This is a genomic window from Streptomyces sp. KMM 9044 (assembly GCF_024701375.2).
In the GTDB taxonomy this organism is placed as follows: Bacteria; Actinomycetota; Actinomycetes; order Streptomycetales; family Streptomycetaceae; genus Streptomyces.
Map to the genome: position 1 here is coordinate 6,080,866 of NZ_CP113910.1, position 16,468 is coordinate 6,097,333.

Here is a 16,468-nt window from a genome sequence, read left to right on the forward strand (position 1 = left end):
CAGGGTGCAGTGACAAGAGTGCAGTGACAGCGGGAGGAACCACGTGAGCGCGACGGACGGCACGGCCAAGGGCGTCACCGGTGAGGACGAGGTCGTGGACCTCTGCCGCGACCTGATCCGGATCGACACCAGCAACTACGGCGACCACTCGGGCCCCGGCGAGCGCAGGGCGGCCGAGTACGTCGCCGAGAAGCTCGCCGAGGTGGGGCTCGAACCGCAGATCTTCGAGTCGCACAAGGGCCGCGCCTCCACCGTGGCCCGGATCGAGGGGGAGGACCCCTCCCGGCCGGCGCTGCTGATCCACGGCCACACCGACGTCGTGCCGGCCAACGCCGACGACTGGACCCACCACCCGTTCTCCGGTGAGATCGCCGACGGATGCGTGTGGGGGCGCGGGGCGGTCGACATGAAGGACATGGACGCGATGACCCTGGCGGTCGTCCGCGACCGGCTGCGCAGCGGGCGCAAGCCCCCGCGCGACATCGTCCTCGCCTTCCTCGCCGACGAGGAGGCCGGTGGCACCTACGGCGCCAAGCACCTGGTCCGCGAGCACCCCGAGCTGTTCGAGGGCGTCACCGAGGCGATCGGCGAGGTCGGCGGGTTTTCCTTCACCGTCAACGAGAAGCTGCGCCTGTACCTCGTCGAGACCGCCGAGAAGGGCATGCACTGGATGCGGCTCACCGTCGACGGCACGGCCGGCCACGGCTCGATGACCAACGACGACAACGCGATCACCGAACTCAGCGAGGCGGTCGCCCGGCTCGGCCGGCACACGTGGCCGGTACGGGTCACCAAGACCGTACGGGCCTTCCTGGACGAGCTCTCCGACGCCCTCGGCACCGAGCTCGACCCGGAGGACATGGACGAGACCCTCGCCAAGCTCGGCGGCATCGCCCGCATGATCGGCACCACCCTGCGCAACTCGGCGGCGCCCACCATGCTCGGCGCCGGCTACAAGGTCAACGTCATCCCGGGCCAGGCCACCGCCCACGTCGACGGCCGCTTCCTGCCCGGACACGAGGAGGAGTTCCTGGCCGACCTCGACCGGATCCTCGGCCCCCGCGTGAAGCGGGAGGACGTGCACGCGGACCGGGCGCTGGAGACCGGCTTCGACGGCCGGCTCGTCGACGCCATGCAGACCGCCCTCAGTGCCGAGGACCCGATCGCGCGGGCGGTGCCGTACATGCTCTCCGGCGGCACCGACGCCAAGTCCTTCGACACGCTCGGCATCCGCTGCTTCGGCTTCGCCCCGCTGCGGCTGCCGCCGGAGCTGGACTTCGCCGGCATGTTCCACGGGGTCGACGAGCGGGTGCCGGTGGACGGCCTGAAGTTCGGTGTCCGGGTGCTCGACCGGTTCCTGGACGCGTCCTGAGCGACCCCTTCCCTCATCGGACAGACGTACGGATTTAGCTGGGAAGAGTGAATGCGACGATAAGCTCGTAGCCTCATTACCTCCTTCTCGTTACCCGTGATGTGACCCGCTGATGTGGATCGCATTGCCAACGAGGAGGAATAATGATCAAGAAGGTCGTCGCTGTCGCCGCCGCCACCGGTGGACTGGTTCTCGCGGGTGCGGGCATGGCCGCCGCCGATTCCGGTGCCCAGGGCGCCGCCGTGAAGTCCCCGGGCGTCGCCTCGGGCAACGTCGTCCAGGTCCCGGTGCACATCCCGGTGAACGCCTGCGGCAACACGGTTTCCGTGATCGGGCTGCTGAACCCCGCGTTCGGTAACACCTGCGTCAACCAGTGACGTTGTGCCTCGCCCATTAGGGCACGCCCTTTCAGGGTTTGATCCTGTCGGCCCCGCAGTGCGCGCCACGCGCTCCGGGGCCGACCGGTTTTCCCGTACGTCCCGAACACCGGGAAGGGAGTCCGTGAGTCCGAGAAATCCCAGGAATTCATGGAATCCCAGGAACACCCTTCCCGGTACTTGTCGAAGGCAGGAACCAGTACATGCGACAGGCCACCCGTAAGGGTTTGATGACCGTGGCAGCCGCGTCCGGTGTGATCGCCGCCGCGGGCGGACTCGCGCACGCCGACTCCGACGCGCAGGGCACGGCCAAGGGCTCGCCCGGCGTGCTCTCCGGGAACTCGGTCCAGGCGCCGGTGCACGCGCCGGTCAACGTCTGCGGAAACACGGTCTCCGTCGTCGGCGTCCTCAATCCGTCCGTGGGCAACGCGTGTGCCCACCAGGGCGGTTCGGCGTCGAGCGGCCACGGTGGCGCGCAGGCCGACGGGGACACCGCCGGTTCGCCCGGCGTGGCGTCCGGCAACCGCGTCGAGGCACCGGTCCACATTCCGGTGAACGTCTGCGGCAACAGCGTCGACGTCATCGGTGTCGGCAACGCGGCCCTGGGCAACAAGTGCGCGAACGGCGGCTCCGCGAACCAGGAGACGCCCGGCCGGCCCGGCGACCCCGGCCGGCCCGGCGACCCCGGCGACCCCGGCGAGGCCGGCGAGGCCGAGCCGGGCACACCGTCCACCCCGGGCGAGGCCGCCCCCGGTGGCTCCGCGCCCGGTGGCTCCGCGCCCGGCAACCAGCCGGACACCCACTCCGCCGCCCTGCCCCAGAGCGACGTGGAACTGGCCGCGACGGGCAGCGAGCTGCCGATCGGGCTCGCCCTGCCGGCCGGGGCGGGCGCGCTGCTCGCCGGTGTGGTGCTCTACCGCAAGGCGCGAGCCGCAGCGTGACACCGGCCGCGACAGTGGCCGGAAACGGCCGCACGGAGCGGGCCCGGCTGCGCCGGTGCCCGCTCCGTGGGTGAGGGCGCAGCGGCCGACGGGGTGCCCGGACTCACCAGGTCGCGCGTACCTGGCGGATGATCCGCCGGCGCAGCCGCACCTTGCGGCTCCCGTCGCGCAGCAGGCTCAGACGGTCCAACTCCCAGTGACCGTACTCCGCGTGATCCGTCAGCAGACGGGCCGCCTCCTTGCGGGAGACCCCACGCGGTACGTACACGTCGACAAATTCGTATTCCGGCATCGCATCTATTGTGCGGGCTGGGCCCCGGTACGGATAGCGTCTGCACTATGTCTGATGCTGCGCAGCCCACCGCTGCCGAGGTACGCGCCGCCGCCGAGGCGGTCAAGACCGCGCTCGACCGCCACCTGGCCGCGGTCGAACGCCGGTCGGGGGAGGACGACCCGGCCGTCTACGAGGCGTTCAACGAGCTGGCCGGGGCCGCTGAGGCGTACGACGAACTGCTCTACGACCGCTACGACGAGGTGACCCCCTTCGAGATCCCCGCGGCCGAGGACGCCCTGCCGCCCTACACCGGCCCCGAGGAGCCCAGCGCGCTCAGCGTGCTGATCCGTCGCGACTACGCCGTCGCGGAGCCGCGGCGGCTGCTGGCGCACGCCCAGCGGATCGAGGCGGCGGACGACGAGGGCTCCGGCACGTCCGGCGCCCCGGGCACCGTCCACGGCGCGCTCGGCCTCCTGTTCGGTGAGTACGAACCGGACGAGATCGCCTCCCGGCACAAGGAGTTCGGCCTCGAGGAGGGAGACTCCACACTCTGGGTGACGGCATCGGACGAACCGGCGGAAGCCGGTGAATGGCTCGAGGCACCCTTCGAGCAGGCGGACCCGGCACAGGTCGTGTGCCGCTTCGACGTCAGCGCCGTCTTCGACGAAGATCCCGACGACGAGGCGGACGTCCTCGACGACGACCTCGACCTCGAGGACGGGCCGGTACCGGCCCTCGACGCCGACCGCTGATCACGCCCCGAGCCGGGCCCACGGGACCGGTGACGGCGGCAGGAGCGACACCGCCACCGCGGTCACCGTGACGGGTGGTGTCCCCGGTCAGCCGGCCGGTGCCGGTACCTGTGGTGCCAGCAGGACCGGAAGCCGGGTCGTGCGGGGCTTCGCCGCCACCTCGGCCACGGCACGCGGCAGGGCCTGCTCCACGCCGTGCACCACGGACAGGTGGCGGTCCGCCCTGCTGAACGCCGTGTACACCCACGGCCGGCTCAGCGCCTGTACGGCATCGCCGGGCAGCACCACGACCACGGCCGGCCACCGGCCACCGGCCGCCTGGTGCGCCGTCAGCGCCCAGCCGTGCCGTACCGACTGCTCCACCCGTTCCTGCGGTACGACGACGGCCTCGCCCGCGCAGGACAGGTGCAGCCCGTCCGCGTCGGCCTTCACCACCCGGCCCGGCATCGTACGCCCCCGGACGGGGGAGTAGGCGATCCGGTCGCCCGGGTCGAACCCGCCGAAGCGTCCCGGTCCCGGGTTCAGCCGCTCCTTCAACGCCGCGTTCAGCGCGCGCGTACCCACCGAGCCCCCGTGCCCCGGCGTGATCACCTGCGTCTCCTCCGCCGCTACCCCGATCGCGCGCGGCACCGAGTCGACCACGAGCTGCACCGTCCGGTGCACGGCCTCGCCCGGGTCCCGCACCGGCACGATGACGACCTCCTTGCCGGGCGCCGCCACCTGGTTCAGCTCACCGACCCCGATCCCGGAGACCAGTTCACCCAGTGGCCCCGGATCCGGCCGCCGGGAGGCGACCTGCGGACACGCGCGCGCCGCCAGCAGATCGGCGAACACCCGACCGGGACCGGCGGACCAGAGCACCCCGGGGTCCCCGGCCAGCAGCAGCCGGGCGCCGTCCGGCAGCGACTCCGTGACCAGCGCGGCCGCCTCGACGTCCAGCCGGGGAGCGTCCAGCACGACGAGCAGGTCCAGCAGCAGCGCCCCGTCGGCGTCCCGCCCCGGCCCCTCGGCACCGGACAGCATCCCGGCGACGGTGGCGACTTCGGGGCCCTCGGGCCCGGCCTCTTCCGCCACGTCTGCTTCGGCATCCGCATCCCCTGTGCCCGTGCCTGTGCCCGTGCCTGTGCCTGTGCCTGTGCCTGTGCCTGTGCCTGTGCCTGTGCCTGTGCCTGTGCCTGTGCCTGTGCCCGTGCCTGTGCCCGTGCCCGTGCCTGTGCCCGTGCCTGTGCCTGTGCCTGTGCCTGTGCCTGTGCCCGTGCCCGTGCCTGTGCCCGTGCCCGTGCCTGTGCCCGTGCCTGTGCCTGTGTCCGTGCCTGTGCCCGTGCCTGTGCCTGTGTCCCCGGCCGTGGCGGCCTCGAGCAGGGCCGCGAACCGGGTACGCCCGACGGGGGTGTGGGCGGCGGCCCAGGCGCGCAGCCCGAGACCGTGCGCCGCCCGGAGCAGGGCCGCCGGCTCGGCGAGCGACGCCTCCCCGCCCGTGTGCAGCACCAGCCCGTGACCGGCGACCGCGCGGATCAACTCCCCCGCGGAGCCGCCCGCCGAGGCTGCGGCCCGCTCCCACTCCGTACCCGAACCGCCCTGTTCGGGAGCGGAGTTGACGAGCCGGGCCAACCCGTCGGCGAGGCTCTCCTCGGCCATCGCATACCGCTCGAGCCCCACGAGTACCCTGACGGGCCGCTCCTCGTCCGCGTCGTCCGTCCCCTCCGCGCCGTCCGCCCCGTCCTCGCCGTTCCCGGAGCCGGCTCGCTGCGGTGCCGGGGCACCCGCCTGGGGCAGCGGGTCCTGGAAGACGAGGACATCACCCTCAAAGACCGCGGCCCGCACGGCCTCCTCGGCATCCGGTACCCCCTGCCGTGCCAGCGCCGAGGTCAGCACGGACATCTCCAGGGCGGTGTGCCCCGCCTCCGCGGCCTGCTCCAGCAGCCACCCGGTGACCGCCCGCTCCCGCCGCCCGTCCTTTGGCCCCGCCTCGCCGCCGAGCAGCGTCCGGGCGAAACCATCCGCCTGTTCGGGCCGCACGCCCGTCACCCGCAACAGCAGCCAGGGATCGTCCCGCAGCGCCTGCGCGGCCCCCTCACCCAGCACACCGGCCGCCCGCACGGCGAGCCCTGCGGGCGCGCCGCCCCGGGCGAGCACCCCGCGCACGGCCGCGACCGCGTCGGGGGCGGGGGCCTGCCCGGCGGTCGCCGACGGCGCCGGCCGCACCGGTTCAGGAACGGGCCGCCGTGGCGCGGGCCGGGGCTCCTCGAACACCTCGGCCACCGGCTTCTCGCCGCTCTCCACGGCCCGTACGGCGGCGAGCAGATCGGCCGCCGTGCCGCTCAGCTTGCCGCCGGCCTCGACCGGCCCCTGCCGCTCCGCCTTCCGCCGCTCGATCCGCTCCCGTTCGGCCCGCTGCGCCAGCAACTCGGCCTCGGCCTCGGACACCTGCTGGGCCCCGGGCGCCTGCTCACCCTCCGCCGCCGCGTTCCCCGGCTCCGTCGGGGTCTCCGCAGAGGCGTCCGTGGTGTCCGCGGCCTCGCCCGGCGTACCCGGCTCGGCGTCCTCCGTGGCCTCGGGCGGCTCCGTGCTCACAGCGTGCTCCAGTCGTGATCGGGATAGCGGTGCACGGGCGCCGACACGTCGTCGAGCGCCCGGCAGATCTCGTCAGGAAGACTAAGCGCCTCCACCGACAACGCCGCCGCGAGCTGCTGTGCGTTGCGCGCGCCGACGACGGGGGCGGTCACGCCCGGCCGGTCCCGCACCCATGCGAGAGCCACCTGGAGCGCGGTCACGGCGAGCCCGTCCGCCGCCGTCGTCACCGCGTCCACGATCCTGCTCGCCGTGTCGTCCAGATACGGCTCCACGAACGGCGCCAGATGCTCGGAGGCTCCCCGCGAGTCCGGCGGCACGGCGCCGCCCCGGTACTTGCCGGTGAGCACGCCCCGCCCGAGCGGCGACGAGGGAATCAGCCCGATCCCGGTGTCGAGGGCGGCCGGCAGCACCTCCCGCTCCACGCCCCGCTGGAGCAGCGAGTACTCCATCTGGGTACTTGCGAGCCGGGACCGCGTGCCGGGCGCGGCGAGCTGCCAGGTCGCCGCCCTGGCCAGCTGCCAGCCGCAGAAGTTGGACACCCCGGCGTAGCGGGCCCGCCCGCTGGCGACGGCGATGTCGAGGGCCTGGAGCGTCTCCTCGAGCGGGGTGGCGGGATCATAGGAGTGGATGTGCCACACGTCGACGTGGTCGGTGCCCAGGCGCGCGAGCGAGGCGTCCAGCGCGGAGAGCAGATGACCGCGCGAGCCGTCGACCCTGCGGTCCGGATCCGGCACGCTCCCGGCCTTCGTCGAGATGACGAGGTCACGGCGCGACACCAGCCCGCCCATGAGCTGCCCGAGCAGGTACTCGGCCTCCCCGTCGCCGTACACGTCGGCGGTGTCGACGAGGTTCCCGCCCGCCTCCCGGAAGGTCTTCAGGAGGTCCGCGGCGTCGTGCTCGTCGGTGTCCCGACCCCAGGTCAGGGTCCCGAGGCCGATCCGGGACACGCGCAGGCCGGTACGGCCGAGATGCCTCTGCTCCATGGACGCCGAGATTACTGGCCAGACCTTGTGGTGTGGGTACCTGTGGACGACGGATTTCCCCAGGCACCGAACCGCCCCGGCCCCGCCCGGCCGAAGGCGGCGGGCGCCGCCGCCCGCCGCCTTCGGCCCTCGCGGTATAAGGTCTCCGCACAAGCGACGTTACTGATCGGTAAGGGGAGACGGCCATGCAGCTCGGGATCAACCTCGGCTACTGGGGTGCCGGAATGGACGCGGACAACCTCGCCGTGGCGCAGGAGGCCGACCGCCTCGGGTACGCGGTCTGCTGGGCGGCCGAGGCCTACGGCTCCGACGCCGCCACCGTGCTCACCTGGGTCGCCGCCCAGACCGAACGCATCGACGTGGGCTCGGCCATCTTCCAGATCCCGGCCCGCCAGCCCGCGATGACGGCGATGACGGCCGCCACCCTCGACTCCCTCTCCGGTGGCCGGTTCCGCCTCGGTCTCGGAGTCTCCGGCCCGCAGGTCTCCGAGGGCTGGTACGGCGTCAAGTTCGACAAGCCGCTCGCCCGGACCCGCGAGTACGTCGAGATCATCCGCAAGGCCATGACGCGCGAGCGCCTCACCCACGACGGTGAGCACTGGACGCTGCCCCTCCCCGGCGGCCCCGGCAAGCCCATCAAGCTCACCGTGCACCCGCAGCGCGAGCACATCCCCCTCTACATCGCCGCGATCGGCCCGAAGAACCTCGAACAGACCGGCGAGATCGCCGACGGCGCCCTGCTGATCTTCCCCTCCGCCGACCACCTCGAGGACACCGCCGTCACGTACCTGAGGGCAGGCCGTGAGAAGGCCGGCAAGACCCTCGAGGGCTTCGACATCTGTCCCACCCTGCCCCTCGCCGTCGGCGACGACAAGGACGTCACCACCCTCGCCGACACCTTCCGCCCCTACACCGCGCTGTACGTCGGCGGTATGGGCAGCCGCCGGCAGAACTTCTACCACCAGCTCGCCGGTCGCATGGGCTACGAGCGGGAGGCCGCCGAGATCCAGGACAAGTACCTGTCCGGAGACAAGCAGGGCGCCGCCGCGGCCGTACCGCACGACCTGATCGACTCCACCACGCTCCTCGGCTCCGTGGACCGCATCGCGGACCGGATGAAGGCCTACGCGGCGGCCGGGGTCACCACCCTCACCCTCGCCCCGGCGGGCTTCACCCTCGACGAGCGACTCGTGTCGCTGCGCGCCGGCACCGAGGCCCTGGAGCGCGCCGGTCTCGCGTAGTACCGCCGGTACAGCAGCGAAGGTGCCACGGCCGTGGTGGGGGCTCGGAGGTCTTCCCCGCCACGGCCGTCACCCACAACAACGCCCGGCGTCCCCCGCGGTTACGCCCCGGCGTCCCCTCGTCCCTCCCCTCTTCGGCGCAGTTGTCCGCCGCTCCGGTTGCCGTGCGCCCCTCCTCGCATTTGACTCTTTCTTTGCGGGCCGCTTCCGACCACCGCGGGCACCACGGAGCGCCACGGACCTCGGCCGGTGACCGCAGCACTGCGGAACGTGCGGAATCCCTGCGGAGAGGGGACCATGATGCTTTCGGCCAAGAGTCTGTTCCAGGAGATCCTCGGCAACGACGAGTCCTTCGCGCTGTTCTGCTCCATCGCCGCCAGCGGCGAGTCCCAGGGCGGCTGGGAGAACGCCCGGATCGCCGCGCTGGTCCCCGCGTCCCAGAGCGCGCTCGCCCCCAAGATCACCCGGCACGGCGCCGACGAGGACAAGCACGGCCGCATCTTCACCGCGCTGATGAAGAAGCGCGGTGTGCGGCCCGTCCCCGTCCCGCCCGAGACCGACTACACGATGCTCCTCGAGCGCGGCGGCATCGGCCTGGCGCACGACAGGCTCAGGCACGACGAGCCGCTCACCGTCGAGGACATCGTCACCTACCTCGTCCACAGCCGGGTCACCGAACAGCGTGCCTCCGAGCAGATGGAACTGCTCCGCAAGCACTTCTGTGACCACCCCGACCTCGGCCGCGCGGTCAGGATGATCTCCGACGACGAGGACAGCCACCTCGCCTACTGCCACGAGGAGCTGCTGCGCTTCGCCTCCGAGGGACACGGCCGCGCCATCCAGCGCACCCTGCGCGCGAGCGCGCTCGCGGAGATCCGTGTCCACCGGGACGTCAGCCTTGCCGTGACGGACCGGATGGGCCGCATCCTCGGCTGGTCCCGGGCCAGGGCGGCCCTCCTGGCGACCGGTATCCACGCGGTGTACGTCTACGAGCGCCTGGGCGGCTGGCGCCGCATGGTCTCGCTGAGGATGCCGGACCGCCGCAACGCCCTGGGCGGCCCTGCGAGCCCGGAACCCGGGTTCGCCTGAGCCACCGGCGAAGCGGGACGCGGCCGCACCGCCTGCCGCGTCCCGCCTGCCGCCCCCTGTTCCGGTCCGCGGCCCGCTACATCCAGCCTCGCCGCTTGAACAGCCGGTACAGCAGCACCTCCAGTACGGCCATCGCCACGATCACCGCCGGATAGGACCCCTCCCACCGCAGCTCCGGCATGTGCTCGAAGTTCATGCCGTAGATCCCCGTCGGCAGCGTGGGGATCGCGGCCATCGCCGCCCACGCGGAGATCTTCCGCATGTCGTCGTTCTGCCGGACGCTCACCTGGGCCAGATGCGCCGAGAGGATGTCCGACACCAGCCGGTCCAGGTTCTCCACGGACTCGTTCACGCGCGTGAGGTGATCGTGCACGTCACGGAAGAAGGGCCGTGCCTTCTTGGACACGAAGGGCACCGCCGCGCCGAACGCGCCCGGCCCCGCCAGCCGCGCCATCGGCTGCGTCAGCGGCCCGGTCGCCCGGCGGAACTCCAGGACCTGCCGCTTGAACGTGTAGATCCGGGACGCGGTGTGCCGCGCACCGGCACCGTCCGGGCTGAAGACCTCGTCCTCCAGCTCCTCGAGGTCGGTCTGCAGCTCGGTCGCCACGTCGAGATAGTGGTCGACGGCCGCGTCGGCGATCGCGTACACCACCGACGTCGGCCCCTTCCCCAGCAGCTCCGGCTCGTGCTCCAGCCGGCTCCGTACGGCGTTCAGCGGAGAGCCCTCGCCGTGCCGGACGGTCACCACGAAAGCGTCACCCAGGAAGATCATGACCTCGCCGCTGGAGACGGTGTCGCTGTCCGGCTCGTAGGCGACCGGTTTGAGGACCATGAACAGCGAGTCGTCGTACACCTCCAGCTTGGGCCGCTGATGCGCCTTGAGGGCGTCCTCGACCGCCAGCGGATGCAACCCGAACTCCTGGGAGACCAGGCCGAACTCGTCCTCCGTCGGCTCGTGCAGCCCGATCCACACGAAGCCGCCCGAGGCCCGGGCCTCCTCCAGTGCGCCGGAGAAGTCGCCGGGCCCCTCCGTCCGGTGCCCCTCCCGGTAGACGGCACAGTCGACGCTCACAGAGCACGCGCTCCCTTCACCGGCCGGCCGGCGCGTCCGGCCCCACCGCACCGGGCGGCGCACCTCGCGACGCGCCCGGCCACACACCCGCGCGTACGCCTACCCTGGGCCGCATGCCCACATTGCTCCTGGTCCGGCACGGACGATCCACCGCCAACACCGAGGGCCTGCTCGCCGGCTGGACGCCCGGCGTCGCCCTCGACGAACGCGGGGCCGCACAGGCCGCCGACCTGCCCGGACGGCTCGCCGCCCTGCCCCTCTCCGAGGTCGTCGCCAGCCCTCTCCAGCGCTGCCAGGAGACGATCCGGCCGCTCCTGGAGGCCCGGCCCGGCCTCACCGCCCACACCGACGACCGCATCGGGGAGTGCCACTACGGCGACTGGACGGGCCGCAAGCTCGCCGAGCTGAAGGACGAGCCCCTCATGGAGGTCGTCCAGGCCCATCCGTCGGCCGCCGCCTTCCCCGGCGGGGAGTCCATGCGCGCGATGCAGACACGTGCCGCCGAGGCGGTACGTGAGTGGGACGCGCGCGTGGAGCGCGACCACGGCGGTGACGCCGTCTATCTCATGTGTTCGCACGGGGACATCATCAAGTCCCTCGTCGCCGAAGCACTCGGACTTCATCTCGACCTCTTCCAGAGGATTTCCGTCGATCCCTGTTCCATCACCGCGATCCGGTACACACGACTGCGCCCCTACCTCGTCCGGCTCGGGGACACCGGCGACTTCGCCGCCCTGGCCCCCCAGGGCGAGCCGCCCGCCGCCGACGCCACGGTGGGCGGCGGCGCGGGCGCACCGTGATCGTGGGCCGCAGTAGGGTGAAGCCGTCGCGGCAGTGCCGCGGATACAGGTACCCACAACTCTCAATGGAGACAGGACGTGTCCCGTCAGGTGTTCCTCTACGACCAACCGGAACGTTTCGTGGCCGGTACGGTCGGACTGCCAGGGCGCCGTACGTTCTTCCTCCAGGCCTCAGCCGGCTCCCGGGTGACCAGCGTGGCCCTGGAGAAGACCCAGGTCGCCGCCCTGGCCGAGCGCATGGACGAACTCCTCGACGAGGTCGTACGCCGTAGCGGGGGCAACGCCGCCGTGCCCGCCGTGGCACCGACGGAGATCGCCGACACGGCCCCGCTGGACGCCCCGGTGGAGGAGGAGTTCCGCGTCGGCACCATGGCGCTCGCCTGGGACGGCGAGGAGGAGTGCATGGTCGTCGAGGCGCAGGCGCTCGTCGAACTGGATGCCGAATCCGAGGAGGACCTCGCCGACGCGGAGGAACGGCTGCTCCAGGACGAGGAGAACGGGCCCCCGATGCTCAGGGTCCGGCTCACCGGCGTCCAGGCCCGCGCGTTCGCCAAGCGTGCCCTCGAGGTCGTCCACGCGGGCCGGCCACCGTGCCCGCTGTGCAGCCTCCCCCTCGACCCGGAAGGGCACGTATGTCCACGGCAGAACGGATACCGACGCGGAGCGTGACCACCGACGACTCCGCCGACCCCATCGACCCTGCCGCCGCGGTGCTGCTGCTCGCCGAGGGCGAGCTGACCGTGCGCGGACGCATCCGTGAGGCGTCGAACGCGGCGCTGTACTGCACCGTGACCCACGAGGGCCGCGAGGTCGCCTGTGTCTACAAGCCCGTCGCGGGGGAGCGGCCCCTGTGGGACTTCCCGGACGGGACGCTCGCCGGGCGCGAGGTCGCGGCGTACCTGGTGTCCGAGGCGACCGGCTGGGGACTGGTGCCGCCCACCGTGCTGCGGGACGGGCCGCACGGCGAGGGCATGTGCCAGGTGTGGATCGAGACCGCCCCGGACGCGGAACTCCTCGCCCTGGTCGACCGGGAGGAACCCGGACCCGGCTGGAAGGCGATCGGGTTCGCCGAGGTGGGCGAGGGACGCACCGCGCTGCTCGTGCACGCCGACGACGCGCGACTGCGCCGGCTGGCCGTGCTCGACGCGGTGATCAACAACGCCGACCGCAAGGGTGGGCACCTCCTGCCCACCCGGGACGGCCGGCTCCACGGCATCGACCACGGAATCACCTTCAACGCCGAGGACAAGCTGCGCACCCTGCTGTGGGGCTGGGCGGGAGAGCCCTTGACCGAGGAGGCGCGCGAGGTCCTGGAGGCCCTCGGGAAGGCCCTCGCCGAGGGCGGCCCGCTGGCTGCCTCGCTGGCTCCGCACATCACCCCCGCCGAGATCGACGCCACACGCGCGCGCGTGGCATCCCTCCTCACCACCGGCACCCATCCGGTACCCGGTGGTGAGTGGCCGGCCATCCCCTGGCCGCCGGTGTGACCCGGGCTCACCGGTCTGCATCGAGCCCTCGGTCCGATCCGGGTCCGGTGGTTCGGATCCGGCCCGAGTCCGCCCGGACCGAGCCGGGGCAGCCCCCGCACTCTCCGCGCGTACGCCCCCTGCATCTTCGGCGGTGACGCGCAAGAGTGCCTTCCCGGTCGTCCGGCCTGCTCCGGTTCGTGTCCTGGACCATGGTCCGGTTACGCTCAGAACATGCATGCCTGGCCCGCTTCCGAGGTCCCCGCCCTGCCCGGTCAGGGACGCGACCTGAGGATTCACGACACCGCGACCGGGGGGCCGATCACACTCGACCCCGGCCCCGTAGCCCGTCTCTACGTCTGCGGCATCACCCCGTACGACGCCACCCACATCGGACACGCGGCGACGTACAACGCGTTCGACCTCGTGCAGCGCGTGTGGCTCGACACCAAGCGGCAGGTCCACTACGTCCAGAACGTCACCGACGTCGACGACCCGCTGCTGGAGCGGGCCGAGCGGGACGGCGTCGACTGGGCCGCGCTCGCCGAGCAGGAGACCCAGCTCTTCCGCGAGGACATGACGGCCCTGCGGATGCTGCCGCCGCGGCGGTACGTGGGTGCCGTGGAGGCGATACCCGGGATCGTCCCGCTCGTCGAACGGCTGTGCGACCTCGGTGCGGCGTACGAACTCGAGGGCGACACTTACTTCTCGGTCGAGGCCGACCCGCATTTCGGGCAGGTCTCGCATCTCGAGTCCGCCGCCATGCGGCTGCTGTCCGCGGAACGCGGCGGCGACCCGGACCGTCCGGGCAAGAAGAACCCCCTCGACCCGATGCTCTGGTCGGCCGCCCGTGAGGGCGAGCCCAGTTGGGACGGCGGGTCGCTGGGCCGGGGCCGTCCGGGCTGGCACATCGAGTGCGTGGCCATCGCCCTCGACCACCTGGGCATGGGCTTCGACGTCCAGGGCGGCGGCTCCGACCTGGTCTTCCCGCACCACGAGATGGGTGCCTCGCACGCCCAGGTGCTCACCGGCGAGTTCCCCATGGCCAAGGCGTACGTCCACGCCGGCATGGTCGCCCTGCACGGCGAGAAGATGTCCAAGTCCAAGGGCAACCTGGTCTTCGTGTCCCGGCTGAGGCAGGACGGCGTCGATCCGGCGTCGATCCGGCTGGCGCTGCTCTCCCATCACTACCGAGCCGACTGGGAATGGACCGACCAGGTCCTCCAGGACGCCGTGACCCGGCTCGGGCACTGGCGGGCCGCCGTCTCCCGCCCCGACGGCCCCTCCGTCGAGGTCCTCGTGGACGAGATCCGCGAAGCCCTGGCCAACGACCTGGACGCCCCGGCGGCCCTGACCGCCGTCGACCGCTGGGCCGTGACCCAGGAGCGGCAGGGAGGCACGGACGCCGGCGCGCCCGGGATCGTCTCCCGCGCGGTGGACGCGCTGCTCGGCGTGGCGCTGTAGGCGACAGGACCTGGCCGCCCGGAAACACAGTGGGGTGCCCCGTCCACCGACGGGGCACCCCACCACCGCACGCCGAGTTCTCTAGTCCTCCGAGGAATCCTCGCCGTCCGTGTCCGGTTTAGGGGGTTTGGGGGGGTTGGGGGGTTTCGGTGGGCGGGGTCGGCTGCCCGGGGTGTCCCGCCGGAACGACGCGCCGTCCCCGCCGTCGGCCGTGGCGTGGCCGCCGTGCTGCGGCGGGCCGGACGAGCCGTCACGGCGCCGCAGGTAGCGCTCGAACTCGCGGGCGATCGCTTCGCCCGACGCCTCCGGCAGCTCGGCCGTGTCCCGGGCCTCCTCCAGCGACTGGACGTACTCCGCGACCTCGCTGTCCTCCGCGGCCAGCTGGTCCACGCCCACCTGCCAGGCGCGCGCGTCCTCGGACAGTTCGCCCAGCGGGATACGCACGTCGATCAGGTCCTCCAGCCGGTTCAGGAGGGCCAGCGTCGCCTTCGGGTTGGGCGGCTGCGACACGTAGTGCGGGACCGCCGCCCACAGCGACACCGCCGGGACACCCGCGTGCGTGCACGCCTCCTGGAGGATGCCGACGATCCCCGTGGGTCCCTCGTACTTGGTCTCCTCGAGGTCCATGCGGCGGGCCAGGTCCGGATCGGACGTGGTCCCGCTGATCGGGACCGGACGGGTGTGCGGCGTGTCACCGAGCAGGGCGCCCAGGACGACCACCAGCTCCACCCCGAGTTCGTGGGCGAAACCCAGCAGCTCGTTGCAGAACGAGCGCCAGCGCATGGACGGTTCGATCCCGCGGACCAGCACCAGATCGCGTGGCTTGTCGCCACCGACCCGGACCACCGACAACCGCGTCGTCGGCCAGGTGATCCTCCGGACGCCGCCGTCCATGAACACCGTGGGCCGGTTGACCTGGAAGTCGTAGTAGTCCTCGGCGTCCAGCGCCGCGAACACCTCGCCCTTCCATTCCCTGTCCAGATGCGCGACCGCGGTGGAGGCGGCGTCGCCGGCGTCGTTCCAGCCCTCGAACGCGGCCACCATGACCGGGTCGACCAGCTCGGGAACCCCCTCGAGCTCGATCACCCAGTGCCTCCTTCCGACGTGCCCTCGCGTACCCCCCAACCTTACGGCGTGCCGGGGGAGTGCCCGCAGCCCCCTCACCGGGGGAATGCCCCAACTCTGCCCCGGCGGAGACCGGGAGACACCCCGCATCGATCCGAGCTGTCCCGCGAAACCACCCGCTCACGGGGCGGAACGGTCCGGCTCACGGCTCGGACGACGGGCTCTCACCGCGTGGACCGCAGCCACTGCTCGACGCTCGCGACGTGGACGGTGGCCCGTGACCGCGCCGCCTCCGTGTCCCGGTCCCGCAGCCCGGGGCTCGCGCAGGGTCCGGCCGACGGCGTCCTCCTGGGTGGGCCCTCGCCAGACGCGGGCCCGGGTGGTGGGACCTGACAGACCGTCGAGCAGGGAACGGAGCACGGAGTTGCCCGAACCCCGCACGATCCCCCGGTGGAAATCCAGATCGGCGGCCATCAGGGTCTCCACCGACGGTTCGGGACCCGGCCCGTCCAACTGCTCCGACAGCAGGCCCAGTTCCCGCTCGCTGATCAGGGTCGCCGCGGCGGCCGTCGCGGCCGGCTCCAGGATGCGGCGCACGGCGAGGAACTCCAGGACCGTGTCGTCCCGGTGGAAGGCCACGACGAAACTCGGCGCCTCCAACAGCAGTTGTGGATCCAGGCTGGTGACGTGCGTGCCGTCGCCCTGCCGCACGTCCAGGATCCGGGTCAGCGACAGCGCGTGCACCGCCTCCCGCAGGGAGTTGCGCGACAGCCCCAGTCCGGCCGCGAGTTCGCTCTCCTTGGGCAGCCGGTCGCCGGGACGCGGCGCGCCGGAGACGATCATCCCCCTGATCTTCCCTGTCGCTTCGTCGGTGACTGCCATCCCGGCCTCCCTGCGGATCCCCTACGGACCAGACGTCCGGTGTCTCCGGGGCAGCGGGCCCTCCGGCGCGAGCTCTCCGGGGCGGTCCCACCGCCGGGAAGGGGCGGCTTCGGACA

Annotated in this window: 15 protein-coding genes and 1 pseudogene; 10 read left to right on the plus strand and 6 right to left on the minus strand. The window is 72.5% G+C overall.

What is annotated here, in order from left to right; all coding sequences use genetic code 11:
* Positions 1-43: 43 nt before the first annotated feature.
* From HUV60_RS27515 to HUV60_RS27525, 3 genes are all read left to right on the plus strand, one after another.
* A complete protein-coding gene (locus HUV60_RS27515) occupies positions 44-1,372 on the plus strand; it encodes a M20/M25/M40 family metallo-hydrolase (protein ID WP_257849875.1) in 1,329 nt (442 codons plus the stop codon).
* Between the two features lie 143 nt (positions 1,373-1,515).
* The gene (chpH, locus tag HUV60_RS27520; protein ID WP_257849876.1) at positions 1,516-1,749 is read left to right on the plus strand and encodes a chaplin ChpH; all 234 of its coding nucleotides are present in this window, start codon (positions 1,516-1,518) and stop codon (positions 1,747-1,749) included.
* Positions 1,750-1,952: 203 nt separating this feature from the next.
* The gene (locus HUV60_RS27525) at positions 1,953-2,690 is read left to right on the plus strand and encodes a chaplin (RefSeq protein ID WP_269441241.1); all 738 of its coding nucleotides are present in this window, start codon (positions 1,953-1,955) and stop codon (positions 2,688-2,690) included.
* A 103-nt stretch (positions 2,691-2,793) separates the two neighbouring features.
* Here the strand turns inward: HUV60_RS27525 and HUV60_RS27530 are convergent, their stop codons facing one another.
* Entirely contained in the window at positions 2,794-2,982 is a 189-nt protein-coding gene (locus HUV60_RS27530; protein WP_020276814.1) for a DUF5703 family protein, read from the minus strand.
* A 47-nt stretch (positions 2,983-3,029) separates the two neighbouring features.
* Here HUV60_RS27530 and HUV60_RS27535 point away from each other — a divergent pair, with 47 nt between their 5' ends.
* Positions 3,030-3,716 (plus strand): hypothetical protein, encoded by a 687-nt coding sequence (locus HUV60_RS27535; RefSeq protein WP_257849877.1) that lies wholly within the window; start codon positions 3,030-3,032, stop codon positions 3,714-3,716.
* Between the two features lie 87 nt (positions 3,717-3,803).
* Here the strand turns inward: HUV60_RS27535 and HUV60_RS27540 are convergent, their stop codons facing one another.
* The gene (locus HUV60_RS27540; protein ID WP_269441242.1) at positions 3,804-6,290 is read right to left on the minus strand and encodes an ATP-binding domain-containing protein; all 2,487 of its coding nucleotides are present in this window, start codon (positions 6,288-6,290) and stop codon (positions 3,804-3,806) included.
* Positions 6,287-7,273, minus strand: coding sequence for an aldo/keto reductase (locus HUV60_RS27545; RefSeq protein WP_257849879.1), 987 nt, complete (start codon positions 7,271-7,273; stop codon positions 6,287-6,289). The genes HUV60_RS27540 and HUV60_RS27545 overlap by 4 nt, the downstream gene beginning before the upstream one ends.
* Positions 7,274-7,458: 185 nt before the next feature.
* Here HUV60_RS27545 and HUV60_RS27550 point away from each other — a divergent pair, with 185 nt between their 5' ends.
* The gene (locus HUV60_RS27550) at positions 7,459-8,514 is read left to right on the plus strand and encodes an LLM class F420-dependent oxidoreductase (RefSeq protein ID WP_257849880.1); all 1,056 of its coding nucleotides are present in this window, start codon (positions 7,459-7,461) and stop codon (positions 8,512-8,514) included.
* Positions 8,515-8,814: 300 nt separating this feature from the next.
* A complete protein-coding gene (locus tag HUV60_RS27555) occupies positions 8,815-9,603 on the plus strand; it encodes a ferritin-like domain-containing protein (protein ID WP_257850284.1) in 789 nt (262 codons plus the stop codon).
* A gap of 76 nt (positions 9,604-9,679) precedes the next feature.
* Here HUV60_RS27555 and corA read toward each other — a convergent pair whose 3' ends face one another.
* Positions 9,680-10,675, minus strand: coding sequence for a magnesium/cobalt transporter CorA (corA, locus tag HUV60_RS27560; RefSeq protein ID WP_257849881.1), 996 nt, complete (start codon positions 10,673-10,675; stop codon positions 9,680-9,682).
* Between the two features lie 113 nt (positions 10,676-10,788).
* Between corA and HUV60_RS27565 the strand changes: the two genes are divergently transcribed.
* The 4 genes from HUV60_RS27565 to mshC all read left to right on the plus strand — a co-directional run bounded on the left by HUV60_RS27565 (position 10,789) and on the right by mshC (position 14,405).
* Positions 10,789-11,475 carry a histidine phosphatase family protein gene (locus tag HUV60_RS27565; protein WP_257849882.1) on the plus strand — a complete coding sequence of 229 codons (687 nt, stop codon included), beginning with the start codon at positions 10,789-10,791 and terminating at the stop codon, positions 11,473-11,475.
* A 78-nt stretch (positions 11,476-11,553) separates the two neighbouring features.
* A complete protein-coding gene (locus HUV60_RS27570) occupies positions 11,554-12,144 on the plus strand; it encodes a DUF3090 domain-containing protein (RefSeq protein ID WP_257849883.1) in 591 nt (196 codons plus the stop codon).
* Positions 12,108-12,962, plus strand: a complete 855-nt coding sequence (locus HUV60_RS27575; protein WP_257849884.1) for an SCO1664 family protein — start codon at positions 12,108-12,110, stop codon at positions 12,960-12,962. The genes HUV60_RS27570 and HUV60_RS27575 overlap by 37 nt, the downstream gene beginning before the upstream one ends.
* A 213-nt stretch (positions 12,963-13,175) precedes the next feature.
* Positions 13,176-14,405 carry a cysteine--1-D-myo-inosityl 2-amino-2-deoxy-alpha-D-glucopyranoside ligase gene (gene mshC / locus HUV60_RS27580; RefSeq protein ID WP_257849885.1) on the plus strand — a complete coding sequence of 410 codons (1,230 nt, stop codon included), beginning with the start codon at positions 13,176-13,178 and terminating at the stop codon, positions 14,403-14,405.
* 81 nt (positions 14,406-14,486) lie between these two features.
* On the opposite strand, the gene HUV60_RS27585 is transcribed toward mshC, so the two are convergent.
* Complete coding sequence (locus HUV60_RS27585; RefSeq protein ID WP_257849886.1) at positions 14,487-15,491, minus strand: PAC2 family protein; 1,005 nt, start codon at positions 15,489-15,491, stop codon at positions 14,487-14,489.
* A 203-nt stretch (positions 15,492-15,694) separates the two neighbouring features.
* Positions 15,695-16,352, minus strand: a pseudogene (locus tag HUV60_RS27590) (FadR/GntR family transcriptional regulator).
* Positions 16,353-16,468: the final 116 nt, after the last annotated feature.